The sequence below is a fragment of the Algoriphagus sp. AGSA1 genome (assembly GCF_021390545.1).
In the GTDB taxonomy this organism is placed as follows: Bacteria; Bacteroidota; Bacteroidia; order Cytophagales; family Cyclobacteriaceae; genus Algoriphagus.
Genome location: NZ_JAJUWR010000035.1, coordinates 13381 through 39065, shown reverse-complemented (window position 1 = coordinate 39065; position 25685 = coordinate 13381). Strand labels below are relative to the sequence as shown.

The 25685-nt window shown below is 41.1% G+C and carries 22 protein-coding genes and 1 pseudogene; 11 read left to right on the top strand and 12 right to left on the bottom strand.

Going from position 1 to position 25685, the window contains the following annotated elements; all coding sequences use genetic code 11:
* Nucleotides 1-108: 108 nt before the first annotated feature.
* Nucleotides 109-453 (bottom strand): hypothetical protein, encoded by a 345-nt coding sequence (locus LZF95_RS22025; RefSeq protein ID WP_233757429.1) that lies wholly within the window; start codon nucleotides 451-453, stop codon nucleotides 109-111.
* 239 nt (nucleotides 454-692) lie between these two features.
* On the opposite strand from LZF95_RS22025, the gene LZF95_RS22020 reads away from it, so the two are divergent.
* The 3 genes from LZF95_RS22020 (at nucleotide 693) to LZF95_RS22010 (ending at nucleotide 3572) form a co-directional block, all read left to right on the top strand.
* Nucleotides 693-1847: a cysteine desulfurase family protein gene (locus LZF95_RS22020; protein ID WP_233757428.1), complete on the top strand. Its 1155-nt coding sequence runs from the start codon at nucleotides 693-695 to the stop codon at nucleotides 1845-1847.
* Nucleotides 1848-2018: 171 nt separating this feature from the next.
* A complete protein-coding gene (locus tag LZF95_RS22015; RefSeq protein WP_233757427.1) occupies nucleotides 2019-2393 on the top strand; it encodes a hypothetical protein in 375 nt (124 codons plus the stop codon).
* Nucleotides 2394-2699: 306 nt separating this feature from the next.
* Complete coding sequence (locus LZF95_RS22010) at nucleotides 2700-3572, top strand: AraC family transcriptional regulator (RefSeq protein ID WP_233757425.1); 873 nt, start codon at nucleotides 2700-2702, stop codon at nucleotides 3570-3572.
* Nucleotides 3573-3579: 7 nt separating this feature from the next.
* Here LZF95_RS22010 and LZF95_RS22005 read toward each other — a convergent pair whose 3' ends face one another.
* The 6 genes and pseudogenes from LZF95_RS22005 to LZF95_RS21985 all read right to left on the bottom strand — a co-directional run bounded on the left by LZF95_RS22005 (nucleotide 3580) and on the right by LZF95_RS21985 (nucleotide 10173).
* On the bottom strand, nucleotides 3580-4260 hold the full coding sequence (locus LZF95_RS22005; RefSeq protein ID WP_233757423.1) for a LytTR family DNA-binding domain-containing protein: 681 nt from the start codon (nucleotides 4258-4260) through the stop codon (nucleotides 3580-3582).
* A gap of 181 nt (nucleotides 4261-4441) precedes the next feature.
* Nucleotides 4442-5509: a serine hydrolase gene (locus tag LZF95_RS22000; RefSeq protein WP_233757422.1), complete on the bottom strand. Its 1068-nt coding sequence runs from the start codon at nucleotides 5507-5509 to the stop codon at nucleotides 4442-4444.
* Between the two features lie 80 nt (nucleotides 5510-5589).
* Complete coding sequence (locus LZF95_RS21995) at nucleotides 5590-6987, bottom strand: sensor histidine kinase (RefSeq protein WP_233757421.1); 1398 nt, start codon at nucleotides 6985-6987, stop codon at nucleotides 5590-5592.
* 604 nt (nucleotides 6988-7591) lie between these two features.
* Complete coding sequence (locus tag LZF95_RS21990) at nucleotides 7592-9058, bottom strand: DASS family sodium-coupled anion symporter (RefSeq protein ID WP_233757420.1); 1467 nt, start codon at nucleotides 9056-9058, stop codon at nucleotides 7592-7594.
* A gap of 175 nt (nucleotides 9059-9233) precedes the next feature.
* Nucleotides 9234-9440: pseudogene (locus LZF95_RS27810) on the bottom strand (ATP-binding protein); the annotation flags it as partial.
* Nucleotides 9441-9516: 76 nt separating this feature from the next.
* Nucleotides 9517-10173 carry a hypothetical protein gene (locus LZF95_RS21985; RefSeq protein ID WP_233757419.1) on the bottom strand — a complete coding sequence of 219 codons (657 nt, stop codon included), beginning with the start codon at nucleotides 10171-10173 and terminating at the stop codon, nucleotides 9517-9519.
* Between the two features lie 261 nt (nucleotides 10174-10434).
* Between LZF95_RS21985 and LZF95_RS21980 the strand changes: the two genes are divergently transcribed.
* The 4 genes from LZF95_RS21980 to LZF95_RS21965 all read left to right on the top strand — a co-directional run bounded on the left by LZF95_RS21980 (nucleotide 10435) and on the right by LZF95_RS21965 (nucleotide 12628).
* On the top strand, nucleotides 10435-10869 hold the full coding sequence (locus tag LZF95_RS21980; protein WP_233757418.1) for a helix-turn-helix transcriptional regulator: 435 nt from the start codon (nucleotides 10435-10437) through the stop codon (nucleotides 10867-10869).
* Nucleotides 10870-10983: 114 nt separating this feature from the next.
* The gene (locus tag LZF95_RS21975) at nucleotides 10984-11334 is read left to right on the top strand and encodes a hypothetical protein (protein WP_233757417.1); all 351 of its coding nucleotides are present in this window, start codon (nucleotides 10984-10986) and stop codon (nucleotides 11332-11334) included.
* Nucleotides 11331-12326, top strand: a complete 996-nt coding sequence (locus LZF95_RS21970) for a type II TA system antitoxin MqsA family protein (RefSeq protein WP_233757416.1) — start codon at nucleotides 11331-11333, stop codon at nucleotides 12324-12326. Before LZF95_RS21975 ends, LZF95_RS21970 begins: the two co-directional genes overlap by 4 nt.
* Before the next feature lie 8 nt (nucleotides 12327-12334).
* Complete coding sequence (locus LZF95_RS21965) at nucleotides 12335-12628, top strand: helix-turn-helix transcriptional regulator (RefSeq protein ID WP_233757414.1); 294 nt, start codon at nucleotides 12335-12337, stop codon at nucleotides 12626-12628.
* 221 nt (nucleotides 12629-12849) lie between these two features.
* On the opposite strand, the gene LZF95_RS21960 is transcribed toward LZF95_RS21965, so the two are convergent.
* The 4 genes from LZF95_RS21960 to LZF95_RS21945 all read right to left on the bottom strand — a co-directional run bounded on the left by LZF95_RS21960 (nucleotide 12850) and on the right by LZF95_RS21945 (nucleotide 18784).
* On the bottom strand, nucleotides 12850-14145 hold the full coding sequence (locus LZF95_RS21960; protein ID WP_233757412.1) for a serine hydrolase: 1296 nt from the start codon (nucleotides 14143-14145) through the stop codon (nucleotides 12850-12852).
* A 304-nt stretch (nucleotides 14146-14449) separates the two neighbouring features.
* Nucleotides 14450-17395: a M43 family zinc metalloprotease gene (locus LZF95_RS21955; protein ID WP_233757411.1), complete on the bottom strand. Its 2946-nt coding sequence runs from the start codon at nucleotides 17393-17395 to the stop codon at nucleotides 14450-14452.
* Complete coding sequence (locus LZF95_RS21950) at nucleotides 17392-18234, bottom strand: energy transducer TonB (protein ID WP_233757410.1); 843 nt, start codon at nucleotides 18232-18234, stop codon at nucleotides 17392-17394. Before LZF95_RS21950 ends, LZF95_RS21955 begins: the two co-directional genes overlap by 4 nt.
* Nucleotides 18224-18784: an RNA polymerase sigma factor gene (locus tag LZF95_RS21945; RefSeq protein ID WP_233757409.1), complete on the bottom strand. Its 561-nt coding sequence runs from the start codon at nucleotides 18782-18784 to the stop codon at nucleotides 18224-18226. The genes LZF95_RS21950 and LZF95_RS21945 overlap by 11 nt, the downstream gene beginning before the upstream one ends.
* Nucleotides 18785-19055: 271 nt before the next feature.
* On the opposite strand from LZF95_RS21945, the gene LZF95_RS21940 reads away from it, so the two are divergent.
* A complete protein-coding gene (locus LZF95_RS21940; protein WP_233757408.1) occupies nucleotides 19056-19721 on the top strand; it encodes a hypothetical protein in 666 nt (221 codons plus the stop codon).
* Here the strand turns inward: LZF95_RS21940 and LZF95_RS21935 are convergent.
* A complete protein-coding gene (locus LZF95_RS21935) occupies nucleotides 19696-21225 on the bottom strand; it encodes a GH3 auxin-responsive promoter family protein (protein WP_233757407.1) in 1530 nt (509 codons plus the stop codon). The two genes, LZF95_RS21940 and LZF95_RS21935, sit on opposite strands and share 26 nt — an antisense overlap.
* Nucleotides 21226-21398: 173 nt before the next feature.
* On the opposite strand from LZF95_RS21935, the gene LZF95_RS21930 reads away from it, so the two are divergent.
* The 3 genes from LZF95_RS21930 (at nucleotide 21399) to LZF95_RS21920 (ending at nucleotide 25566) form a co-directional block, all read left to right on the top strand.
* Nucleotides 21399-23450 carry a glutamine--tRNA ligase/YqeY domain fusion protein gene (locus LZF95_RS21930; RefSeq protein WP_233757406.1) on the top strand — a complete coding sequence of 684 codons (2052 nt, stop codon included), beginning with the start codon at nucleotides 21399-21401 and terminating at the stop codon, nucleotides 23448-23450.
* A gap of 337 nt (nucleotides 23451-23787) precedes the next feature.
* Entirely contained in the window at nucleotides 23788-24414 is a 627-nt protein-coding gene (locus LZF95_RS21925; RefSeq protein WP_233757405.1) for an RNA polymerase sigma-70 factor, read from the top strand.
* 189 nt (nucleotides 24415-24603) lie between these two features.
* Nucleotides 24604-25566 (top strand): FecR family protein, encoded by a 963-nt coding sequence (locus LZF95_RS21920; protein ID WP_233757403.1) that lies wholly within the window; start codon nucleotides 24604-24606, stop codon nucleotides 25564-25566.
* The last annotated feature ends 119 nt before the right edge of the window (nucleotides 25567-25685 follow it).

The following is a 25685-nucleotide window of genomic DNA, read 5'->3' as shown; positions in this document are numbered from 1 at the left end:
TGACAATTCGGGCTTTCAGCCCTCTAGTTATATATCCCACTAATCTCCTTGGACTTAAGCTGTTCCCTGCCAACTGTCTTGATTCTTGGCTCTTGATTCTAATATCTGTTAAATTTCATCCATCCCTCTCTCCGGCCAATACGGGCCAGTAAGAATAAGCCCATTATCTTCGATTTTGAAATTGATATTTATTTGATCGCGCTTTTGCTCATGAATCGCCAGACAGGCATTGAAGTGTACCAGATCAAACGCCAAGGTGAAGCTTCCGGAATTGTGGTCTTTCATACTTATCTCAGAGTCCAGGCTTACATTTTCCGCAAGCGCACCTTCTTTTTTGAAGTAATAGGAAAGAAATATGCCTAAATCCATTTTACTTTCTACTAAAACTTGCTTAATGACTTCTGAGGTCAGTTTTCCTGAATTTGGGAGAGGAAGTGTCCATGTCTCTTGCATGCTTAAAATTAAAGAAATATTACATGTCGCCAATTCATCAACCCAAGTAAAATCTAATATGACTCTTTGATAGAAAGTCAATGAAAAGTAATTGGGTTTTGATATCCTGCACGATGACACAAGTACGAACTTAGCGCGGAACAAGATAAGGAACCCACAAATTATCCTCTGGACCTGAAAACTCTCACAGACTTGAATTATGCGATTTCTTCCCATATAAAAATCCCTATTTTGCAGGCATGAATTATCCCGTTTATCTTGATTATAACTCTACGACACCTTGCTCACCTGAAGTTATAGAAGCTATGCTGCCCTGGTTTGGAGAGCATTTCGGAAATGCGGCCAGTAAATCACATGCCTTTGGATGGGTAGCGGAAAATGCTGTAGAAGAAGCTAGAGAGCGCGTGGCCAACCTTATTGGAGCAAAATCAAAGGAGATTGTTTTTACCTCCGGGGCTACAGAAGCCATTAATCTCGCCATCAAAGGAATTTTTGAATGGTACGCTCAAAGGAAAGACAATCAGCATTATATCACTTGTCAAACAGAGCACAAAGCAGTGTTGGATTGTTTTTCGGAACTGGAGAAGCGGGGTGCGGCAGTAACTTATCTGCCGGTGCGTCGCGACGGAACGCTGGATTTAGAACTCTTTGAAGCTTCCATCAGATCTGATACCAAGATGATCTGCCTGATGTGGGCCAACAATGAAACCGGAATAATCCACCCTATAGAAGAGATAGCAAAAATTGCGGAGGAAAATAACGTCATTTTTTTCACTGATGCTGTACAGGCAGCGGGAAAAATCCCGATTTCAGTACGTGGAGTTCACCTTTTGGCCATTTCGGCACATAAATTTTACGGTCCCAAAGGAATAGGGGCTTTATATGTCCGGCACAACCATTCTCTACCAAAACCCTATGCGCAGATATCAGGCGGGGGACATGAAAAAGGATTCCGAAGTGGAACCCTGAATGTACCCGCAATAGTCGGGATGGGAAAAGCAGCTGAAATAAGACTAAGTGAAATGCAAGGGGAATATCATAGGCTAAAAGAGCTAAGGGACAAGCTTGAACAAAGATTAATAGAGCTACCCAACGCGGTTTTGAACGGAAGTCAACATGGCCGTTTACCACATGTAAGTAATATTTCTTTTGGTGGGGTAGAAGGAGAGGAGCTCTTGCGAAAAGTTTGTCAAAAAGTAGCGGTGAGCTCCGGATCGGCCTGCAGCAGCATTACTCCCAAACCTTCACATGTACTGCTGGCCATGGGTGTGGATCCTGATTTGGGTAGGGCTTCTATCCGGTTCAGTCTCGGAAAACATACCGACGAGCAGGATGTGGACGATACAGGCGACTGGGTTGCAGATGTGCTGGAAATACTCAAGAAACAGGACTGAAGCCCTCTCTCTTTTTTGCAGCTGGCTGGAAAAGGTGTATCATTCAAACAAGATTTCTATGTAGCCAGGGGTAGTTTATAAAATTTTTCCCTGAACAATATTTGTAGCTTAAAAAAATATATGTTTATTGTACCAAAATAAGACAATAGCCAAACCCAAAAGCCTAGCTTCATGAATTCAAACAAACTTATCCTATCGGGAGCACTGTTTATGTTTTCCCTAGGTTTAGCATTTGCGGGACATATGCCCAGTCCTGAATATTTCGAAGGCAAGTGGAATGTGCTGATCAAAGGAACCCCTCATGGCGATGCCGTAATCCCAATACGCTTTGAAACAGTGGATGGTAAGACCACAGGTTACTTTATCGAAGAAGGTGCCGCAGAGGAGAAAAAAATGGATTCAGCAATTATAAGCGGAGATGTAATCAACACTTCCTTTACTATCAGTGGATACGACGTGACATTATCGTTGACTAAAGTTGATGAGGATAACTCCAAAGGTGATCTGATGGGAATGTTTGATGCTGAGGGAAGCAGGGTTAAGTGATTTCCGCATGGATTTCCCCAATCATCGAGGATCTACCTAGCCGTCTCATACTAACTGTACTATATATAAAACTAAAAATCCAGTAACCCAATCTATCTATAAACTCAAAAAAGGTGGCATAATGTTATGCCTCCTTTTTTTATGTTCTGGATCCTTTGAAAATATGGACGCTAAAAAATATATCCAAATACTGGATTTGATATAGCAAATCTGGCCTTTGATATAAAATTCACTTGAAAAATGACTGAATTATGATTAAATACGTATTCCAAAGAGATAAATCCAAGTATAAATCAGATAGAATAGATGAAGAAGCCTTTACAGAAATCTAAGATTCCAAGCAATAAGGTGTTTGTGATTAAGGAGTTGCGTGAGGCATACCTGGATAAATACTGGCATTCACACGAAGAGTACCAGTTAAATGTAATTCTGAAGGGTAGGGGGACACGCTATATAGGGGATCACATGAAGCCGTTTAAGGAAGGGGATTTGGTACTTACAGGCCCCAATCTTCCTCACGTATGGAGATGTGACAACGCCTACTTCGACCCGGAAAGCAGACTGGAGACGCATGACATTGTGATCTATTTCCCGGAAAGTTTCCTGGGCAAGGACAGTTTACAGAAAGATGAATTTGAGGAAATACGAAAACTGCTGGCCAGAGCTGACAGAGGTCTTGAAATCAAGGGCCATACCAATAAGGTGGTAATTAAAATGATGAAGGAACTGGTACACCGTCAAGGCGGTGCAAGTATTATCGGACTACTGGAAATTTTAAATGTACTGGCGCACTCCACTGAGCTGGAACCTATCACCCAAATAGACTATAAAAACAACTACACGGCCCACGAAAAGGATAAAATCTCTGAGATTCTGGAGTATGTCCTGCATAATTTCAAGAATAAAATCACCTTAAAGGAAGTGGCTGAATTGGCCAATATGTCTGAAAGCGCGTTTAGCAGGTATTTCAAGGCCCGGGTAAATAAGTCTTTCTCCGATTTCCTGGGAGACGTGCGGATCAGCAATGCTAGAAAACTACTTCAGGATGAGGATCTTAACATCAGCCAGGTGTGCTATGAAAGTGGGTTTCCTACGATTTCCAATTTTAACAAGCAATTCAAAGACAGAATAGGAAAAACCCCAATGGCTTACAAAAAGGATGTGATAGATTCACTTTAATACTCAATCAGCCTTTTTCAAAATAGCCCAATACCGTATCCATAAAAGACATGCTCACAGGAAAGGACTGCCCATCAAGGATGAGTTGATGGCGCTCTGCCTTGTCCACCAGTTCCGCATTGACGATATAGGAGCGATGGGTCCGGATGAAATGAGGCGGAAGTTCCTTTTCTATTTCAGCTAGGGTGATCCTACTGATCAGCTTTTGGTTTCTCAGATGGAAAGTCACGTAATTTCCCGTCGCCTCACAGCAAAAAAGGTCTGAAAACTTCACTTTGATCTGCCCTTCTGAGGTTTTAATATACAGGTGGTGCTGCCGGATCCCAGGTTGTAATAGTTGCCATTCCTGTGCCTTCTGGCAGGCTTTCAGGAATCTCCCCAGATTAAATGGCTTCAATAGATAATCCAGCGCATCCAGTTCAAATCCTTTCACCGCATAATCCGGATAAGCTGTAGTGAATATGACCATTGTCTCTTTTGGCAACAATCCCGCAAAATCAACCCCTGAAATATCCGGCATATTGATATCCAAAAAGACCAAATCCACAGTATTTCCTTTGATGTATTCCAACGCCTCTATGGCATCGGTAAAAACGGCGACCAATTCCAAAAAGGGGACTTTGGAAGCGTGTGATTTGATCACTTCCAAAGCCATATTTTCATCATCTATTGCTAAAGCTTGAATCATTCCTCTTGATTTTTTAATTGATTGATAGGTAGAGCAGTTCCCTCTTTCTCCAAATGATCGACTACAGAGGAAGTCATTTACTTACCTATTTAGTTGTGAGTTTGTTTTGGGTAAATTCTATAATTTCAGAGCTTTGCCCCTCATTTGTAATAGCTGCTGTTACCCGTTGACACATGACACGTTATTCCAATGTGGTTTTTACCATTAATCTCGCTATATCTCGTACAATTTGAGTCGGAGAATGACAATCACAGTTACTCAGCCCCAAAACATACATATCCATGTTTGGGACGTAAACACCCATTGATTTAAAACCAAAAATACTTCCTCCGTGCTCTCTCGTAGGGATTCCGTCCTCATTTTTTAAATGCCATCCGTAACCATATTCTATTATTTCACCGTTGTTTAAACTATGCATTGTAAACGCTTTGGCAAGATTTTCAGGTTGCAATAATACATTTTGATTAAGTGCATTTTGCCATTTTAGCATATCGCTCAAAGTGGACATCAAGGAACCTGAAGAAAAAGGAACACTAAAACTAATCGCTGTTTTGTTTACGAATTCATAACTTTTTTGATGATAACCGTACGCTCTGTTTTTTATCACTCTTCTGTCACTTGCAAAATAGGAATTTTCCATTCCGATTTTGTCAAATATATTTTTCTGAATGAAGTCTTCATATTTTTCTCCTGATGTCAACTCAATGAGATATCCAAGCACTACATAACCCGAGTTGTTATATTCAAATTTTTCACCGGGGCTAAAATCAACAGGTTCTTCTTTGAAAAAGTCCACCATATCTTTTGGGGTCATTTCCTTTTGTGCAACCTTGGAAATGGTTTTCATTTGGGTAAAATCCTTGATTCCAGAAGTATGTGTAAGTAGGTGATAGATAGTAATATTATTTCCATTAGGATAATCAGGGATGAATGTGGAAATCGGGTCATTTACAGTGAGCTGTCCTTGTTCTTCCAACATTAAAATTGCAACAGCAGTAAATTGTTTTGTCATTGAACCAATTTGAAAAACATTTTCAGATGTCATTTTCACATCTAATTCTAAGTTAGCCAAACCAAAAGCCTTTTTATAAATAGACTTTCCGCTTTTGGAAATCAAAAATGCACCTCCTGGTTCATAGGGATTACTAAATTCAGTATGGATTATACTGTCTATTTTGTTTTCTAAATTTTGAGAAAAAGAAAGATTTGAAATCAGGAATATGATTAAAAGTGATAATAGCTTTAGCATACATATAGATACTTTATGGTTTTCCCTTTAGTTTTTCCTTTATGCATTATTTAGGAGATAATACCCTCAGGGAGAGTTTTTTAATCCAACTGTAGAGAAAGATGAACGAAATGTTCCGCATCGTTTGCCACGATGGTCAAGTTATGTTTTTGCGGATAAAAATGCGCAAGTCTGCTCTTGACATTTTCCAGCCCGATCCCGGATTCATCCCTCGGGTCTTCACTTTGCTTTTTGGGATGTATGCTATTCACCACATCCAAATGGAGGGAGCCTTGCATGCACCGTAGGTTGATTTTGATCCAGGATTTATTTTTGGTACTGATGCCATGTTTGAAGGCATTTTCCACAAAAGGGATCAACAGCATAGGAGATATGGCTCCTGTACAAGGATCATCATTCAGATGGATAGTAACATCCAGGTGATCCTCTTTTGCAAAACGAAGCATCTGAAGATCAAGGTAATTCCGGAGGTAATCCAGCTCTCTGGAAAGCGGGATTTTATCCATCTGATTCTCGTGAAGCATAAAGCGCATCATGTCTCCCAGTTTCTGGATCCCGTCAGATGTCTTTTCAGCGTTTTCCATCAATGCCGCCCCATATAGGGTATTGAGCGCATTGAATAGAAAATGCGGATTGATCTGTGAACGCAGAAAACTTAAGTTGGCAGAGCTCTGATTTACCCGAATGGATAAGTCGTCTATTTTTCCGATGTAATCTTCATATTTTTTGAAGACAAGACTGGAAAGGGGAAAGATCACGAAAATAAGCAGTAAGACCATTCCCAGCCCCAGCAACATGATTTCGGGGATACCCTGCTCTACCGCAATGATAAAAAACACCAGGGAAATGATCGAAATAAGTCCCCACAGAAACCAACGATAGGCTCTCTTGTTACCTTCCAGTTTATTTCTAAACAATAGGAAGTAATTGTACAATACAAAGAAAACAATGCTAGGGATAATTACGAAAAGAATGATAAACACGGCTTCATTGACAAATATCTGTGAGGCTATGAGAAAAATGGCCACGAAGAGCAGCAGCATAAAAAGCCGAACCCCATTGTAGAGTTGGAAATCCTTAAATGCTGGAGGTAAGAACATTTTTTGCAGAAGAAGGGAAGTCAGAAGATATCCGGGATAAAGTGCCAGCATACTGAAGTAGAATCTGAAAAATTTCTCCGCATGGATACTGAGTCCTGCGGCACAGACCCCGGCCAGTACACCGGTAACTGCCGCAGTCAATATGCTGAAAATAATCAGCTGTCCTTTCTTTTTGTCTTTGAGGTATTTGGGAATGATTACCAGATGAATCATGTAAAATCCTAAATACACAGCAATGGGCATAAAAACACTTCCAAAGAATCGTTCGATTCTATCGTAGTCAATACCAATCACTATATTGGTGAGCACGATGATCAGGAACACAAAGGTGGCTACCCACCATTCAATATCTCGAAATACAAATCTTCTTGACTTCATAATGTATTGTAAATAAATAAGTTGAATTATTTTTGTTCAATTAGATTTGTTTGAATGTTCAAGGTGATTTTTTCACTATCTTCTTTCTCTACGCTATTATCGGCAAACATCAACACGATATTGTAAACAAGCGCCAAAAGGATAAGCAAATAAAAGACTTTCTTGGTGTTCATTAGTTCAATTTCTAATCGATAGCCAAGATTAGTTCTTGTAGGAAAGCTTTTCAAAAGAATGTGACGAAATGCGGGGATTTTGGGGCGGATAAAAAATTGGGATTTACGAAATACGATTTACGATTTACGATTTACGATTTACGGGATCAACGGAAAGTGAAGGTTTACTCTAAGAAGTTGAAACTTTTGGTCAGGAAGTCATTTCGACCAAAGGGGGAAATCTCCTATTAACTACAATTGACAAAAAACGAGGGATTGGATAGTCTTTGATCATCCTGATTTTTCAATCTTCAAATCTTACAATTTTCCAATGAGGTTCAAATAAACGTACCCATTATCAAGAATGCCGTAAATCCCATATCGTAAATCGTAAATAAGCAAATAATGAATGTAGAATTCCGAATGATGAATGTCGAAGTAAGTCTATGCTGCTAAAATGGGTTCTGTAGCAAATTAATTCCCCACATCAGCGGAAGTATAAAATACACCATAAAAGTAACCAAAACTATGGAAATGATATTCAGCCAAAAACCGGCTCTCACCATATCTTTCATTTGCAGAAAACCAGAACCAAAGACCACGGCATTGGGTGGGGTGGCCACAGGAAGCATAAACGCGCAACTTGCTGCCAACGTAGCCCCGACCATCAATCCGAAAGGATGTAAATCCAGCTTGAAGGCCACTGAAGCCAAAATCGGGAGCAACATGGAAGCTGTCGCTACATTGGAAGTGACCTCAGTAAGGAAGTTAACCGAGGCTACTATTACAAGAAGCAAGAGTAAAAAACTGATGCCTTCCAGCAGCGTGAATTTCTGCCCAATCCACTCAGCCAATCCGGTACTTTGAAACCCTGCCGCCAACGCCAGGCCTCCTCCAAATAAAATCAGTACTCCCCAGGGAATCCTCTCTGCGGTTTTCCAGTCGAGAATCTGCTCATTTTTGGTAGAGGAGGGGAGTATAAACAGCAGAACCACACCGATCAGTACGATAATAGTATCATTTAGCTGAGGTATAAATTGCTGTAGGACACTTTCACGAAGTATCCATGCGACACAGACCAAGCCAAAAACAATCAACACATTCCATTCCTCATAAGAGGTTCTCCCTAAATCGTTTAGCTGCTTCCCTATAATGCTTTTTTCATCATCAAGACGGAATTGCTTGGGAAGAGGGTTCGCAGAAGAAACCAAGTAATACCAGCAAATAAACAATAACACGGCGGCGAGGGGCAGCCCAAACTGAAACCATTCATTGAATCCTATTCTATAATCGTAAAGATCTTCTATGACTGCCGCCATGATGGCATTGGTAGGAGTGCCAATGAGCGTAGCGACACCGCCAATAGACGCGCTGTAGGCGATACCCAGCATTATATTTTTCCCAAAACGATCAGCAATGCTATTATTTGCGTCACCTAACTGTGCTTTGAATTGTCCGACAACTGCCAGACCGATCGGTAGCATCATCAGGGAAGTGGCAGAATTGGAGATCCACATGGAGAGAATTCCGGTGGCGAGGATAAACCCCAAAACAATGCGTCGCAGATCAGTGCCTAATAAATTTATTATGTTAAGTGCAATTCTGCGGTGCAGATTCCATTTCTCAATTCCTGTGGCCAGTAGGAAGCCGCCCATATAGAGCATAACTGTAGGATGCATGTAGTTGCTCGATACATCTACTATAGGCAATATCCCGAGCATAGGCATAAATATCAGCGGGAGAAAAGCCGTGGCAGCAATAGGAATGGCTTCAGAGATCCACCAGATTGCCATCCATGCAGCAAGCGCCAGCATGGCTCTGGATTCGGGAGTCAAGCCTGGAGAGTCCACAAGAAAAATAATCAGCAGAAAAGCTATAGGTCCAAGAAAAAGCCCCAGTCGGGGAAGTTGATTATTCATAAAGCTAGCAGGTCGGGGTATAGGGAATCCAGAGCCTTAAGTTAAAAATAAATGGGAAATGGAGGGGTATTGATTTTTATATTTAACATAATATAAATTATGTAACAAATAGTAAAACTTCATCTAAAGCTGGATGCCGCATAGAACTCCTTTCTGATTTTAACAAGCATGTCATTCAATTCCTTTTTATCCGGTTGGTCTGGCAAATCAGATTTTTCATACAAAGCATTGCCGGAATAAAGTGTCTTCTATCAGGATCATCTGTGTCGAATGAAGGCTTGTTAGAGCCATTATCATGTAGGGACTTTATAATCGTAGGAATACCAGTCCCTCTACCTTCTGTTAACCGTAGCTCCTTCAGAAATTCTCCCACACGTCTATTTCTGTATCTTCTTGCTAATTAAAATATTTGATGGCATATCGGATCCAACCCTAGCTACTTGGGTGTAAACTACCCCTCAATCTCCAAAATAAAAATACACCGCATCTATAAAGCTTCGGCATATTCCAAACCAAATCATCATCTGGTAATGCTCTCTAAGTTCAGGGTCATCTTGAAGTGATTCTGACTCTTTTGGATTATCCCTTGAATCTAGAATACTGATCTTTTCTAGAAATATCTCGTAATACGCAGGACCAACTATCGAAAGCACAGATCCTGCCAATTCACCTTGAAAATCCTCTAAGGTTATTTTATTCAAAATTTCTTTTAGCTCTTCTATTTCTGTATTCTCATTATTTATAATCGGCCAGATTCCTTCAGGTTTTTTATACAATTTTTCACCAAATAATTTCCAGCAGTTAACCACCATACTCATTAAAGAAGCTGCCAATGCGGCTTTTCGGACGCTATGTTTATTAGAAATTTCAGTTAAATCGAATTCAGGATCAAGCAGATCACTGATTTCGCATTTCTCCAATAGTTCTGGAAGACTGAAAACTAAAGTAAGTGTTTCTGGGTCGTTGTCCTTATAAAGCCAATCAAATATTCCGCTGATAAATGTGTCTTCGGTATGGTCGGTGAAGATTATTCTGAATATAGCTTTTGCCTGATCTAAGGTGGTTACCAATACCTTGTGTTTCTTTTTCTTCTCTTGGGACTTTTTCGGTGTCATAATGCGCAAGTTTATTTGTGATTTCCAAGAGTAAATTCACCGATGCCTGTATTCTAAACCAGTTTTAAGGAGTATAAATTACTTTAAGTAAAGGATATTTTAGAAATCAACTAGGATTTGAATTAAAGCCGATTTTCAGATATATTTATCAAACAATTTGCTTCAAAATAGTTATTAAGCGTAGCTTGCTGTACAATTGAATGGGAATCCTTCACAATATTTTATGTATTTTTCCTATATAATTTTGAATAAAAACTTCTTATGAACGCAACAACCAACTCCCCTCACAAGTCCATTCACGAAGGACGAAACATCAAACGTTTTCGGGAAATGCTAGGCATCAAACAAGAAGCACTGGCCTATGAATTGGGCGATGACTGGAACCAGAAGAAAATCTCCCTACTCGAGCAAAAGGAAAGCATCGAGACAGCACTGCTCCAAGAAATAGCTGATGCATTGAAGATTCCTGTGGAAGCCATCAGGAACTTTGATGAGGAACAGGCAATAACTTTTATCTCAAATACTTTTAATGATCAATCCAACGGATACAATTTTCATCCAACCTTCCATTTTAACCCAGTTGAAAAATGGCTTGAAGCCATGGATGAAAACAAAAAGCTGTACGAGCGTATGCTGAAGGAAAAGGATGATATGATCCTAACCTTGCAGGCGATGCTGGAGAATATGAAGAAATAGTATTCTTTTGAATCTATAGGTTTATCATAAGAACATAACCTTTAAAGGTGATATTTTTCGTAGATTTTTACTTTTTTAAACTTTAAAGTGTTAAATTTGCAAAACGATAATATCATGAAAACTGAGGTGAACGAATTCCTCAGCAATTTTCAGGAGAAAAGAAGGACTTTTGAGATCATTTTTATTGATCGTCCTAAAAACAAGCAAACGTTGCTTGACCTGGAAATAAGACCTATAGACAGAGAAAAATTCATCGATCAATTAAGTACCGAGGATTTTTCAGAAGGACCACTGCCAGAATATTGGCATGGAAGTAAGGAAATGTGGGTGTTTGGAAAGGAGATCAAAAGCAAAGAAGTGTATATCAAGATCTGCCTTGGAGCTCCAAACTCAAATGTTATTTGCATTTCCTTCCACATCGCTGAGTATCCCATGAAATACCCATTAAGATCGAATCAAAAATGAATAGTCCAATCACAGGAAAGCCAATGGCAATTCATACTGAAGTTCAAACACTGAACTTTCGTAAGGAAGAATTTACCGTAAAGCAGCGATTTTATCTCTGCGAGGATTCCGGTGAGCGATTTACCAGTACTCCATTAGATGAGTTAAATCTTTCTTTGGTGTATAATTCCTACCGGGCAAAGCATCATATCCCCTCACCTGAAGAAATTAAAGAAACCCGTGAGAAATATGGGTTGTCGGCTGCAAAAATGGGTGAAATTCTAGGCTTTGGGTCTAATAGTTATGGACTCTATGAGAGAGGAGAAATTCCTAGTTTAGCTAATTCTAAACTATTGAAATTGGCTTCAGATCCTGAAAGTTTCTATAGTCTTGTGAAAGATTGGGAAGTAGAAAATGCTAAAACAAAAGCTAAACTATTGGACAAGGTAAATGCAAGGATTGAAGAAGAATCAAAAACAGACTTTCTGGAATTTTATCTGATTGGAAATTCGTATTTAAGCAAATTGACCGGGTATAGAAAACCAAATCTTGAACGACTAAAAGAGATGGTTGTATTCTTTGCTCACAAAGTTCCCTCCTATAAGACAAAGATGAACAAACTCTTATTTTATGCTGATTTTCTGTGCTTTAGAGAGCTTGGATTAAGTATGAGTGGAGTCCGATACAAAGCAATCCCATATGGCCCTGTGCCAGATAAGTTTCAGACTTTGTTTGAGAATCTATCTGAGACAGAGGTTATAGACATATTTTATACTCCATTGGATACTGGAAACAGAAAGGAAAAATTAGTAGGCAGAGAGGATCGACCGTTCAATTCTACTCTTTTTTCAAAGTCAGAAATTAGTCTACTAGAAAAAGTAGCTAATACATTTATGAATACCACTCCTAGTGAAATCGTAGAAATTAGCCATAAAGAAGTGGGTTGGATCGAAAATGAAGCCGTAAGGAATTTTATCCCTTATGACTATGCGCTAGAATTAAAAGCTTTGTGATTTTGACTATGGGAAAGTTAAAAGATTTAGCGGCAAAGAATCCCAGTTCCAACTGGAAGGAGAAAGTTGTTTTTAGAAAAGAAAACAAGGAATGGCTCAAGAGTTCTAGAAAGATAGCTTTATGCATTCTGGATGCATTGGATGATAAAGGCTGGAATCAAAACGATCTGGCCAATACACTGAGTTTAACTCCTCAGCAAGTAGGCCAAATGGTAAAAGGTGAATTTGATTTTAATTTATCAACCATATCCCAATTGGAAAGAGCCTTAGATATTGACTTACATGCTGTTCGGGATTTGTAATCTCATGTGTCCTTCGCGCCTTTGCGGTTAAAAAAAATCACTCAGCTAGTTGGCTCTCGATAAATATCGAAGATGTAAAGCTGAAGATTGTTCTGAAGATCTGAAACCTTCGAGGTGTAAAAAACCTCAAAGGTTATTCGCATCGAAAACCCTACGATATAGGTTCATGATCAACACAGGTGGTTATAAAAGAAATTTCCCGTTTTTTTCACATCAGAAACCTAGTCCTGTCCCGCCTGATAAAAAACATCTTGCAAAGCTGTTCGAATATTGAGACTATACAAGTTCTGGTGGTCTCTGGACGGATAGACCCGGTTGGATAGAAATATAAACGTGAGCTTTTTTTCGGGATCGGCCCACACAAAAGTCCCAGTAAAACCAGAGTGGCCAAAACTTTCGGGGCTTGCCAAAGGGGAAGGATAAGCTTCCGACAAGGGAAGCTCGGCATTATTAAAGTAAGGTTTGTCAAAACCCAGACCGCGGCGGTTATCATTTTCTCGAAATTGCACCTCGGTAAACTCTTTCACGGTTTCGGCAGAAATAAGCTGTAAGCCGTCCACTCTGCCATAATTTTGATAAAAGAGCATCAATTTGGCCAAATCATCGGCCGTACCAAATAACCCTGCGTTGCCCGAAACACCTCCTTTAAGCGCTGCGTTTTCGTCGTGTACCCATCCTTTTACCAAGGTTTTTCTTAAGAGAGAATCCACTTCGGTGGGGACAATGTCGTTTACATAATCTTTTCCCTCTGGTAGATATCCCAAGGTATGACAACCTAACCGCTGGTAGAAATTCTCTTCCAAATAGGTTTGATAGTCGGTTCCCGTGAGTTGCTCGATCAAACTGGGAAAAATCAAAAAAGTGAGTCCCGAATACAGGTATTTCTTTTCGTCCGAGACCTTGGATCGCTTAATGATTCGGTTCATTTTCCGTTCAAAGCGATTGTTGATATAAAGCCCATCATATACTTGCCCTTGAAATCGATTATCTGATGAAGAATGCACAAATCTTGGTTTAATCTTGCCGTTCTTCCGAACCACTTTTTCCAAAAACACAATGTAGGGCACTAAACCTGCCTGATGTGCCAATATCTCCCGGAGCGTAAGCTCTTTTTTGTCTTTTCGGTTTCTCCAAGGTTTCCAATAGGAGCTGAAAGGCTTGTCCAGATCAAGTTTCCCCTCGTCCACCAACTTCATTAAGGCGGGTAAAGGCCCGGCAATTTTGGTCACCGAAGCTAAATCGTATAAGTCGTTCAATGCGACGGGTTGATTGTTGCCGTAGGTATGATAACCGTAGGCTTTGTGAAAAATAACCGTATCGTTCTTCGCTACCAAAAGTTGTGCTCCAGGAAAAGCCAAACTGTCGATTCCCATTTCCATAATTGAATCCACTTTTTGGTTGATGAAATCTTCATCAAATCCTAACGTAGCCGGCTTGGCATGAATCAGTTCCCGTTGGGCAAATCCAAGTTGCGTCACAGAAGTAAGTAAGAAAAACGAAAACGCTAATATTTTCATTATGGATAAGTTTTACCGCTAAATATGCAAAAATCTTTCACAAAATAACTGGCAATTGTATTAGCGGTAAGCTATGAGGCTTTATCATTTTATAATTCTCCTCACAATTCTCTGTCCCCTTCGCGGCTCATATGTAGTTAGCCATTTTTTTCACCACATGGAATCATATATTCCATAGTTTATGCGAAATACATGTGGTTCAAAATCTTCAGGCTTGGACATATTCTGGTGCAGTCTTTAAGACAACCATTCTTTTTCCCCGCTGAAAAACAATTCGCCTTGGCACCAACTAGGTTGAAATGCATTACCGAATCAAAACAAAACCACCCCTTAATTCACCGTTTTGAATAAGATCGTTTTGAGAGTAGCTATACTGTAATAGATAGGAATACCCTCCCAACAGGGATTCAGCTCCCGATATCTTCCCATCCCAGCCTTCTGAACCGAAATATACCAGCTGCCCCCATCTATTCCAGATCATCAGTTTATAGGTTATTTCACAGCTGAAAACAGGGAAATAGGATCCGTCCAAGGGATTGAATCCCGTAGGCATTCTGATCTGCGGAACGGCCTGTTCTACTTCACCGACGGCAGTTATAGTACATCCATTAGAATCTGTAATCGTCACTACGAATACTCCTGGGGTTAAACCTGCGAGTGTTGGACTTGTGGATCCGTCTTCCCATAGATAGGTGTACGGCTCAGTTCCCCCGGTTACTTCAGTGATCAATTGTCCATCGCCTCCCCCCGGACAGCTAGGGCTTTTGGAGATAAAGCTGAGTTGCAATGGCTCTGGACCGGGCATTTCTCCCTCGTACGAAATACTACAACCTAACTCGTCTTCAATCAAAATTGTAAATGCACCTTTGGAAATCCCAGGTACGGTTAGTGTTTCCCCATCCCAGACTGAAGGAAAATCAAGAACTTGAAACTCCCCTGCTCCTCCGCTTAAGGTTAGTATCACTTGCCCGTCATTTTCCGATGCACACGTGGGAGAAACAAGTATGGGTTCCTCTGTGATTTCTATTGGTTCAGGATCAATCAACTCAAGCTCCAAGAGCTCGAAAGTGCAGTTTGCGGCATCACTTACCTCGACAGAATACGTTCCTGCCGGGAGCCCGGAAGCCGTGTTTTCTGTCAAGTCAGGATCATGATCCCAGGCATAAGTATAGGTTCCGGATCCCCCTTCTGCAACAATACGGATCACTCCATCGGAATTTCCCGGGCAAGTAGGATTATCCAGCTCAGAGGATACGGTAAAAGGATCGTCAGTTTCATTACCCAGCGGATAGCTACTGAAGTTATTGTCATAGGTGAGCTCAGAATAGCCCGAAGGAGGGAAAATAGTGTTCACACTTAGCCTATCTTGATCTCCTGGAGGGAAAATAAGTGGTAAATCAACTGTACCGGTATCGTTAAACACCATAAACAACTCTTGAACGGATCGGATATCTCCTTCCACTACCGCCGAGAAATCTTCCTCATCAAATCCATATACCACCATAGGCAATTTCCATACGCCCAGCAACTGTGCGCTTGCTGACTTGCCGGGATCTCCATCGTAGAATGCCACCGGTGTATTCACATTGACCGTGTCATAGCCATAGTTGTGGAGGGTAAACGCTACCTGAAAAGAATCTTCATTTATGCAGGTGACTTGGCTGATTTTAGGACTTCCATCCATAGTGGGGTCATCCACCGTAAGGGAGAATGTAGTGCTGACGTCTTCGCAACTGCCGTTTCGGGCAAGTAGAGAAATCTGATAATCTCCAGGTTCTTTAAAATAATAGCTCAGATCAGTTTCCTCAGAGCGGAATGGCGGAAGACTTGGATAACTAGGATTGAAATTCTGATGGGTAATCGTCCACTCAAAAGAGCTCCCATTATAGGAACGGTTGGTGAATTTTACGGAATCAGTAAAAAGCGCATGTGGCTGTTTGGAAGCGATGATACGTTTGTCAGGATAAAATCTGGAATCCACGCCACAAGTAACATGTACATTCCTCGAAAAAGAGACAAAACAGGTTGGGTCATTTGCATCCAAAACCTGCAGTGTAACTCTATACAAGCCTTCATTGGCAAAGGAATGACTCAAATCAGGAGATCCGGAAACTTGATTTGCAGGGTTATCTGATCTAGACCAGTCCCCACTTAGGGGGCTTACAAACCATTTGTATGATGGGCTTGGGATATTTCCTGAAAGTTGACTGTTGAAAAACACGGTTTCTCCCGGTTTTGGATATGGGCGATCCATGTAAAATTGTACGGATGCATCATCATCACAAGGTGGTTTACATAAGGGATGTGATAATCCTCTAGAAAACAGCGATGGGTAATAATTTTCAAGAGTGAAGCGCATTCGCTCTGCCTGTCCCCAAGTAAAGTCCTGCGGACAGGGTGTGTAATCCATGAAATTAGTACTCATATCAGGCACATCAGTAAAGAAATTTCCATTACTGAAATTCGACAAAACGTCCGTATCGCAGGAATTGTCCCCACAAGGTTCGGATACACTTTTGTCCGGAGGAGTATCGCAAACCATATCCCCATCTACCAGACAATCGTCATTTTTACAATCCATTCCTTCCCAAGTATGCAACAGTCCAAAGTAATGACCGATTTCATGGGCTAACATTCCAGCTCCCAGGGAGGTGACCACCACCCCGTCCGGAGAAGAATAACCCCCAACCCCAACTCTTCTCCACCAATTTCTCCCTTCATAATAGGCTACCGCCTCGCCAGTTACATGTCTTACAAGCCAGACATTCAAGTACCTGGATACGTCCCACTTCACGGAATGATTCATTAGACCGCTATGGTCTAGATCTTTATCCGTATTTTGATATTCACTTGGAATGTGATTAACCCCGGTAGTGGCTCCCCCGTCAGGAGCCGTGTTTACCAGGCAGAATTGGATTCCTGTATCAGCGCCCTGTGGAGTATTGTAACTCCCCCTATTTGCAAATGCATCGTTAAGTTCACTCACAGCATTCTCAAAAATTGCCAATGAAGGCAAATCTGAGCTAATCACATGAAAGACGATAGGAACGGTCCATACCTCTACTTCGTCACTGCTTATCCTATTATTTTGCCTTGAATTCCATTCTTTGTATTCCCTTGCGTGTGCCAGTCTTTCATTTTTGCTCAGCTCTTGATGATTACCACAGGAAAATCCCCCAAAATAAGCCTGCGAAGGACTGTTGGGGACTATTATGAAAAGTAAGGCAAGTGTGAGTATAAATTGCTTCACCGACTTTCTACTTTGAAGCTAATAGGAAAAACAAGTGTTCTCGAAATAGGAATTCCACCGCGTGTTGCAGGTGCCCATTTTGGCATATGCTCAATCAGCCTAACTGCTTCCCGGTCAAAGGCCACTCCCAGCGATTGGGTTACTTTGACAGCACTTATCGTACTGTCTTTGTCCACCAGGAAAGAAACTTTCACAGAACCTTCAATTTTGTCTTTTCTATGTTCTTCCGGATAAGTGATATTGGAGGCAAACCATGCATATAAATTCTCAAACCCATCGATGGGATGGGCGTCTTCAAAGGGGATGTTTGATGCTGGTGTTTTTTCTTCTGGTAAAAGCAAAGAAAATTCTATGGGCACATCAATATCCGGAAGTAATCTCTTTGGAAGACTGATGGCCTGGTGATAAGACCTGAGGGAAACAAATGAATCTGACTTTGATTCAATCTGATCGCTCTTAGTTCTACCCAGTGGATCTTCCAGTCCCTTATTTTGTGCTGCCAAAAAATCAGAAGTGATGCTATTTTGACTTAAAGTAGAACTCTCATCTTTACTTGTGACTATTTCATCCTTGTTCAAAAAGCCACCTGCTGTATAATTGGCTGATTCAGGTGATAAACTATCAACATCACTAGCTTGATATACAGTATTGAAAATCAGTATTCCTATTACACTAAAAGATATCAAGGCAACTGAAAGCCAAACAACTGAATTCCTCCAATATCCCCGTTGAACAGTCACCGTATTGCGCTTCTTGAGGACAGATTCAAAATCCTTCAGCTTTTCAATCTCCATCGGTGAGAGATACACATCATCAATAATTTTAACCTTATTTTTCATGGCTCTTCTCCAATGCTGTTTTTAATTTCTTAAGTATTCTATAGGTTCTTACTTTGGCCAGATTCTCAGAAATTTTGAGGATAAATGCTATTTCTTTAAAGCTCTTCTTTTCAAAATATCTCAGTTCTATGGCTAAAAGCTCCTTCACAGAAAGCGATTCCATCGCTTTGCTCAAATCAGACAGCTCAGATTCAGTAGAGGTGTCTTCAGGTGATATTTCGCCAATCAGCATAGATTGAATATCAGAATCCATGGAGACATACCGCACCTTACTCGTGTCTCTAAAAAATTGATTGCACTCATTGGCAGCGATACGGTATAAATAGGATGAAAATGGCACATCTCGGTAAGTGTATTTGTCCAAGCTTAGTAGCGCCTTAAGAAAAACCTGTTGGGTGATGTCCTTAGCAGTCTCGATGTCCCCTACCCGCCTGATAACAAACCTGAAAATCTCTTCAAAATGTAGGTTATAAAGCTGCCGAAAATGGGTTGGATCCGATTTAGCTTGCTGAATCAGGTCTTTTTCATTCATGGCAATTTCACTTTCCATAAAAAATAACTCATTATTTGGCACACTTATACAATGCGGGTTTCTCCAAAAGATACAGCTAAGTACATCTTTTTTTAAAATTGGATTAAAAATCATCCCTTACCTATTTTCAAAAAACTAGATGAGTGCCCCGAATCATTATATCTCCTGTCTCTGGAACACTCTTTGCGCTTTTCAGGCTGATGAAATCGAGCATTACACAAGCGACACAAAGAGGAATGAATAAACCCGGCGAGATTCCATGTGGCCTTTAAAAATCAATTATAAACACATGAAATTAAAGTACAAAATTATTCTGGGATCTATTATACTTGTAGTTTTAGGGCTTTTTTCCTATTCAAGCAATAATCCCCGAACATTGCCCTCCCATACGCCGGCATTCTCCGAGGGGATGGATCAAAAAATCAAAGATGCTTTTCTGGAAGTATGGCAGGATTATCCTTCGCTGCATTCCTATGATTTCGAAGTGATCCAAATGGAGCTGGATGCATCTACCATGCAAGCCCGACCTGTGATAGACCTTGGTGATGTGTTTAGCAATAAACGTCAATACAGACTGAATGTGGGCCTAAAAGTCCTTGACTCAGGCGATCTCACGCTAGCAGGACTTCCCAAAAATGTCTTAAAAGGATGGTTTGCCCATGAACTGGGACATATAGTGGACTACGAGAATCACTCCAATCTGGGCATGGTAACTTATGGCATACGCTATTCATTATCTAGTAGATATAAGCGGGGTCGGGAGCATACTGCCGACAGCATCGCCATACGCCATGGCTTTAGAGACGAAATTATTACCACCAAAAAGTACCTAATGGAAAACGACTTTATCTCCCCTGCTTATCAGGATCAACTAAGTAAATATTACATGTCTATCCGTGGGGCTGAACTCTGTCCGGATAAGCGGGTCCCTATACTGCCAGAGGTCGATTTATAAATTTAAGAAGCATCGACATTTTCTCCCCCTGCATTACTTTAGGAGTCTTTGTCTGCCCTCCTTTTTTGTTTGATTGTCCTAAAAAATCCGTGTATAGCTCTTTGGATATCACTTTTACATCAACTCCCTTTAACGCTTTAGATCTCGCGACCGCATAATTATTATTCGCTTCTTTCAGTAACGCATCAAGTTTTTCGGCCAGACCAGATGGTTCCAGGTCAGACACCAAAACCCATTGGTGTATGTATTCTCCTTTTGCGTTTTTCATGGCGGCCACCATATATTCATTGATGGTTTTACCCTCTTTTTCGGCAAGCTCCAGAATGGCAGTATCCATTTTTTCCTCTGAGAGCTGAGACCCCACCACATTCAGAAAGAACTTAGTCCTGCCAGTGATTTTGATCTGATGTGGATCCAAAGATTCAAAGCGGATCACATCCCCTATTGCATAGCGCCATGCACCGGCACATGAGCTCAGCAGCAGCACATACTCCTTTCCTATCTCCACCTCATCTATTCCCAGAACCACCGGTTCTTCGCGCAGTTCCCCTGATTCGTTTACTCCCCGCTCATCAAAAGGTACAAATTCAAAAAAATATCCATGATGCAGTGCTAACCTCATGGCCATAGTACCGGGCTGACATGTATAAGCAATAAATCCCTCGGAGGCAAGATAGGTATCTAAAACGGTAATCGGTCTTTTGCAAATTGCCTCAAAATCCTCGCGGTAGGTTTCAAATGCTACTCCACCGGAAGCATAAACCTGAAAGTTGGGCCAAATATCATGTATGGTATCAAGCTGATGACGGTCTAGTATCCTTTTCAACATCAGCAGGACCCATGAGGGAATCCCTGCAATGGCTCCTATGTTCCATTCTGGGGCCTGCCCAACTATTGCATTTACACGTTCGTCCCAGTCAGATATAGACGCAATTGCCTTGCCCGGCCTGTAGAAAATGTCGTACCAATCGGGGAAATTACTCACATTGATCCCCGAGATCTCTCCCTCTTCAAACCCTTGGATATTTTTCTCCAGACTGGCAGAACTGCTCAACATCAACACCTCTGATTCGAAAAGTGTATCAGGAAAATCAAAATCATGGAGGGAATTGATCATGGAGGTCCCCACAGATTTCATTGTGGTCAAAAACTCTTTTGTAATGGGGATTCTTTTACTGCTTTTTCCGGTAGTTCCGCTGCTTTTGGCAAAAAAATCTGGCTTACCGGGCCAAGTAATATCTGCAAAACGCTCCTGTCTGGACCACCACTGGGCATGCATCTGCTCGTAATTGAAGATCGGTACTTCCTTTCTATAAGTAGCTACCAGATCATTTGATTTCAGGATTTCATCAAAGCCGTGATATTTGCCGAAGGCGGTGTTTTTGGCCTGGGACAAAAGTTCCCTCAGTTGGTTCTCCTGAGCAACCAGAGGTTCTTCTTTCTCTGATTGTAATATGGCAGTGATATCTATTCCCGCTTTTACGAGCTTACCTAGTATGGGCATGGATGAGTTTTTTGGAGGAAACAATCAAAGGCTGTGCCTTGGGAAAGTACGAAGGGAGAAGTTGGAAATTTTAAACCTTGCAACTCTCCTACTTTTCAACTTTCCCACATTGCAACGCTATTCCGGTTGCAATTACATGCATTTGCCTTATTTTTGACTTTCAATTTTGAACTATGACTGAAGAATACGCTTCCCTCAATTTTATAGAACAAATCATAGCAGATGACTTAGCTGCGGGTCTTGACCCGAAGAAGCTGAGGTTTCGTTTTCCTCCAGAACCAAACGGTTATTTACACATCGGGCATGCTGCTTCGATTTGCCTGAATTTTGGGCTCGGAGAGCAGCACAGCGCTCCTGTAAACCTTCGCTTTGATGACACCAATCCCAGCAAGGAAGAACAGGAATATGTAGATGCCATCAAACATGATATCCAGTGGCTGGGCTTTCAATGGGCGCAGGAATGCTATTCTTCTGACTATTTCCAGCAGATGTATGATTGGGCTGTACAATTGATCAAAGAAGGTAAAGCCTATGTAGATGAACAGTCAGCCGCAGCTATGGCCGAGCAAAAGGGTACCCCTACCACTCCTGGAGTTGCAAGCCCCTTCCGAGACCGTTCTGTAGAAGAGAACCTAGATTTATTTGCGCGGATGAAAGCAGGTGAATTTGAGCAGGGAAGCTATGTGCTCCGGGCCAAAATCGATATGGCTTCACCAAATATGCTGATGCGTGATCCTTTGTTGTATAGGATTGTTAGAAAAGCACATCACCGCACAGGGACTGAGTGGTTCATTTACCCTATGTACGATTGGGCCCATGGCGAGTCGGATTACATCGAGCAAGTATCCCATTCCCTTTGCACCCTGGAGTTCAAAATGCACAGAGAACTCTACGATTGGTTTTTGGATCAGATTTATGACCCAACCAGATTAAGGCCTAAGCAAAGGGAATTTGCACGAAGAAACCTATCCTATACGGTGATGAGCAAGCGAAAGCTGCTGGAATTGGTGCAAACCAAAACAGTGTCGGGCTGGGATGACCCCAGAATGCCTACGATCTCAGGCTTGAGAAGAAGAGGTTACACACCTGAATCCATCCGCAAGTTCTCCGATCTTTCCGGTATCTCCAAACGGGATTCTGTCACGGATGTATCCTTGTTGGAATACTGTATCAGGGAGGATTTAAATAAGACTGCCACTAGAGTAATGGCTGTGCTGGATCCGGTGAAGTTGGTGATTACAAACTATCCTACCGGAAAGACAGAGGTACTGAAGGCTGAAAACAATCCTGAAGATCCCAATTCGGGAACACATGATTTGCCGTTCAGCGGGGAGTTATATATAGAAAGAGAAGATTTCAAGGAAGAAGCAGGCAGCAAGTACTTCCGCTTGACACTGGGAAATGAGGTCCGTCTAAAAAGCGCCTACATCATCAAAGGAGAATCTGTGGTAAAGGATGCTGAAGGCAATATTACTGAGATTCATTGTACTGCTGACTTGGATTCAAAATCTGGAAGCGGCACGGAAGCCAGCACCAGAAAAGTAAAAGGAACACTTCACTGGGTATCAATCCAGCATGCTATAAAAGCTGAAGTCCGTGAGTACGATCGCCTTTTTCTAGACGAAGCCCCAGATAGCCATGAGGATAAAAATTTTATGGAGTTCGTAAACCCTGATTCTCTCAAGATCATTAAAGAAGCCTATTTGGAGCCTTTCCTAAAAGAAGCCACACTCGACGATAAGTTTCAGTTTCAGCGATTAGGCTACTTTACATTGGATAAAGACTCCTCAGAAGGTAAACTTGTATTCAACAAAACAGTCGGATTGCGGGATTCCTGGGCTAAGCAGCAGCCTGCTCCTTCCCTGCCTAATCAACCAGCTAAACAGCCAAAGCAAGGCGGCGCGCAGCCTCAAGGCCAGCGTCTTGCGATAAATGAGATTCAGAAAATCGCTAAGAAATACACCAATCTATCGGGTGACAAGCTTGCGGCAGCTAGAGCGGATATAGAGAAACTGGCAGAAGAAGTGACTTATGAGGAACTGGAGCCCCTATTCAATACAGCAGCCAAGAAAGTGGGAACCCGAATCGGTGTAATGATTGCATTAGGTGTTTTATTGAATAAAGGTCAAGCGTTAAATTCGGAGATTGAGGCCTTTATAGTTGCGGGATTGGCAGACGGGAATGAGTTGTTGGCGGAGGAAGCGAGGATTCTTAGGTCAAAATAACTCCTGATAGAAGGTCAGAGAAAGATCATATTGATCTCTGTATTTCACTTCAGAGTTTATAGCATCCGCTAGCCATAATGGAACTCCCCGGCAAAAGTTAATAGCTACCACTAGTTGAAGCCTCAAAGATGATATAGTGGTCAAGATTATAAGAATACTACCATTTCAAGAATTAAAAATCCTCCCTAATTAGAGAGGATTTTTTTTGTGCTGATATCAGATTAACTTTTTCAAATTAATGAAGTAAACAAATGCTTACTAAACGGCATAGTGTCTTAATAATTAAATAATTCAATTTTTCTATAGATGGATCAGTGATACTTTTAACTTTGGTCAAATGTCCAATTTAAAACTAACAGACGATCAAGGCCTTCTGCTGCTAATTAGGCAGAATAACTACGGAGCATTCAACGAGCTGTATAGGAGATATTGGAAATCACTTTATTTGACAGCTTCCAAAAAAATCGGATGTAGAGATGATGCCATGGATTTGGTACAAGATCTGTTTGTTGAGCTTTGGAACACAAGAACTACTGTTGAAATTCACTCCTCATTCAGTTCTTACCTCTATTCTAGTCTGTATTATAAAACTTTTCGCTACTTCCGGATTAAAGGCCTGAAGGATAAGCACATTCAAAACTTTATGGAGTTTTTGAAAGGGGAACTTACCTATGAGCACAAATTTGGTGACTCCTCCCCTATAGAAAAAGAGCAGGAATACAGGCAACTTCAGGAAATTATCAATCAAGCGATAGAAGAAATGCCTACTAAAATGCGGGAGATTTTCACGATGGCCAAGAAAGAAAATCACTCTATAAATGAAGTAGCCGCAGCTTTTGACCTATCTCCCCAGACTGTTAAAAACCAGGTAGCTAACGCGATGAAGCGTCTTAAAAAAGTTGCCCAAAATCTTCCTGTAGAATTTCCTACAGGGCATCTGATCATATTCGTGTTTTTAAATTGATCATTCTATTTTAAGTCATGCTTCCAATTGTATTTTGGGTTTATACCTATATGCCGGCAGTATAAAACCGGGATAAACTTAGGTTAGCCGGAGGCTTCAAAGCCCTTTTACCTCATTGCCAAAAAACAAATCAAAATTTTCTCCAAAAGTTCTAGTACCATTTATATGGATGTGACACTATGATAGTGTATGCTACCTGATAAAGAAGAACTAAACCTCCTGCTTGAAAAATATCTTCAAGGCAAAGCCTCTCAAGCTGAAATCAGCCTGTTATTCCGATGGCTTAACCAACTGGATCTGAGTGAAGAGATAGATAATCCGTTTGTAGCTGAAGAAAAGATAGGGCAGCTCATGAGAGAACGAATATTTTCACAAATCAGTGAGAATTCCACATCTGTCAAAGAAGTTAAGCTTTTTCCTAATTGGCTACGTCCGGTCGCTGCTTCCATCTTGCTGCTAATAGGCTTGGTCTTTATATTTCACCAGTTCCAAAATCCCTCTACTGTAAGCTCCCCTATTCTCCTATCTACAGAGCCAAATACAATAAAAGAATTCTTTTTACCGGATAGTACCCGGGTAATTCTAAATGCCTCAACCACACTGGAGCTTGCTGATAATTTTAATGAAGAGAGCAGGCAGGTGAAGTTAATAGGGGAAGCGTTCTTTGATGTCAAAAAAGACAGCAAAAAGCCTTTTATTATCCATTCAGGAGAAGTGCAAACGCATGTCATAGGAACCGCATTTAACGTGGAAGCATATGAAGGTGAACATCAGTATCGGGTCTCTCTACTGCGCGGTAAGGTGGAAATCAACGACGAGCGTGCACATTTTACCGAGCTATCTCCAGGTCAGATGCTAGTGTATGATATTTCCAGTCATAACGGAACTGTAGAATCAATCACGCCAGAGCATATCGGGGCTTGGATGAACCAAAAGATTATTTTCAATAATGTACCCCTCCAAGATGCTATCAGCAGACTGCGGACACATCTTGATTTTGCTGTTGAAATTGATCCAAAACTGTCTCTGAAGGGGCAATTTGTGACTGGTGAATACGCCAATGGCGAAGCAGAACAGGCATTGGAGGCAATATTACTGCTTCATAACATGAATTTTGAAAAGAAAGGAGGTACGATCTATATATCAAAATAATCATAAAAAAAGGCACCGCTGCGAACGGTGCCCATGATGAATGCTAAAGAATTTGAGATCCTGGCAGACCTCATATTCATTCCTTAATTATTCAACTGAACAGTAAAATTAAATATTAC

What these genes read in the sequence shown, in the direction of transcription:
- LZF95_RS22025 (WP_233757429.1), bottom strand. Translation starts at nt 453, where the DNA reads ATGCAAGAGACATGGACACTTCCTCTCCCAAATTCAGGAAAACTGACC.
- LZF95_RS22020 (WP_233757428.1), top strand. Translation starts at nt 693, where the DNA reads ATGAATTATCCCGTTTATCTTGATTATAACTCTACGACACCTTGCTCA.
- LZF95_RS22015 (WP_233757427.1), top strand. Translation starts at nt 2,019, where the DNA reads ATGAATTCAAACAAACTTATCCTATCGGGAGCACTGTTTATGTTTTCC.
- LZF95_RS22010 (WP_233757425.1), top strand. Translation starts at nt 2,700, where the DNA reads ATGAAGAAGCCTTTACAGAAATCTAAGATTCCAAGCAATAAGGTGTTT.
- LZF95_RS22005 (WP_233757423.1), bottom strand. Translation starts at nt 4,260, where the DNA reads ATGATTCAAGCTTTAGCAATAGATGATGAAAATATGGCTTTGGAAGTG.
- LZF95_RS22000 (WP_233757422.1), bottom strand. Translation starts at nt 5,509, where the DNA reads ATGCTAAAGCTATTATCACTTTTAATCATATTCCTGATTTCAAATCTT.
- LZF95_RS21995 (WP_233757421.1), bottom strand. Translation starts at nt 6,987, where the DNA reads ATGAAGTCAAGAAGATTTGTATTTCGAGATATTGAATGGTGGGTAGCC.
- LZF95_RS21990 (WP_233757420.1), bottom strand. Translation starts at nt 9,058, where the DNA reads ATGAATAATCAACTTCCCCGACTGGGGCTTTTTCTTGGACCTATAGCT.
- LZF95_RS21985 (WP_233757419.1), bottom strand. Translation starts at nt 10,173, where the DNA reads ATGACACCGAAAAAGTCCCAAGAGAAGAAAAAGAAACACAAGGTATTG.
- LZF95_RS21980 (WP_233757418.1), top strand. Translation starts at nt 10,435, where the DNA reads ATGAACGCAACAACCAACTCCCCTCACAAGTCCATTCACGAAGGACGA.
- LZF95_RS21975 (WP_233757417.1), top strand. Translation starts at nt 10,984, where the DNA reads ATGAAAACTGAGGTGAACGAATTCCTCAGCAATTTTCAGGAGAAAAGA.
- LZF95_RS21970 (WP_233757416.1), top strand. Translation starts at nt 11,331, where the DNA reads ATGAATAGTCCAATCACAGGAAAGCCAATGGCAATTCATACTGAAGTT.
- LZF95_RS21965 (WP_233757414.1), top strand. Translation starts at nt 12,335, where the DNA reads ATGGGAAAGTTAAAAGATTTAGCGGCAAAGAATCCCAGTTCCAACTGG.
- LZF95_RS21960 (WP_233757412.1), bottom strand. Translation starts at nt 14,145, where the DNA reads ATGAAAATATTAGCGTTTTCGTTTTTCTTACTTACTTCTGTGACGCAA.
- LZF95_RS21950 (WP_233757410.1), bottom strand. Translation starts at nt 18,234, where the DNA reads ATGAAAAATAAGGTTAAAATTATTGATGATGTGTATCTCTCACCGATG.
- LZF95_RS21945 (WP_233757409.1), bottom strand. Translation starts at nt 18,784, where the DNA reads ATGGAAAGTGAAATTGCCATGAATGAAAAAGACCTGATTCAGCAAGCT.
- LZF95_RS21940 (WP_233757408.1), top strand. Translation starts at nt 19,056, where the DNA reads ATGAAATTAAAGTACAAAATTATTCTGGGATCTATTATACTTGTAGTT.
- LZF95_RS21935 (WP_233757407.1), bottom strand. Translation starts at nt 21,225, where the DNA reads ATGCCCATACTAGGTAAGCTCGTAAAAGCGGGAATAGATATCACTGCC.
- LZF95_RS21930 (WP_233757406.1), top strand. Translation starts at nt 21,399, where the DNA reads ATGACTGAAGAATACGCTTCCCTCAATTTTATAGAACAAATCATAGCA.
- LZF95_RS21925 (WP_233757405.1), top strand. Translation starts at nt 23,788, where the DNA reads ATGTCCAATTTAAAACTAACAGACGATCAAGGCCTTCTGCTGCTAATT.
- LZF95_RS21920 (WP_233757403.1), top strand. Translation starts at nt 24,604, where the DNA reads ATGCTACCTGATAAAGAAGAACTAAACCTCCTGCTTGAAAAATATCTT.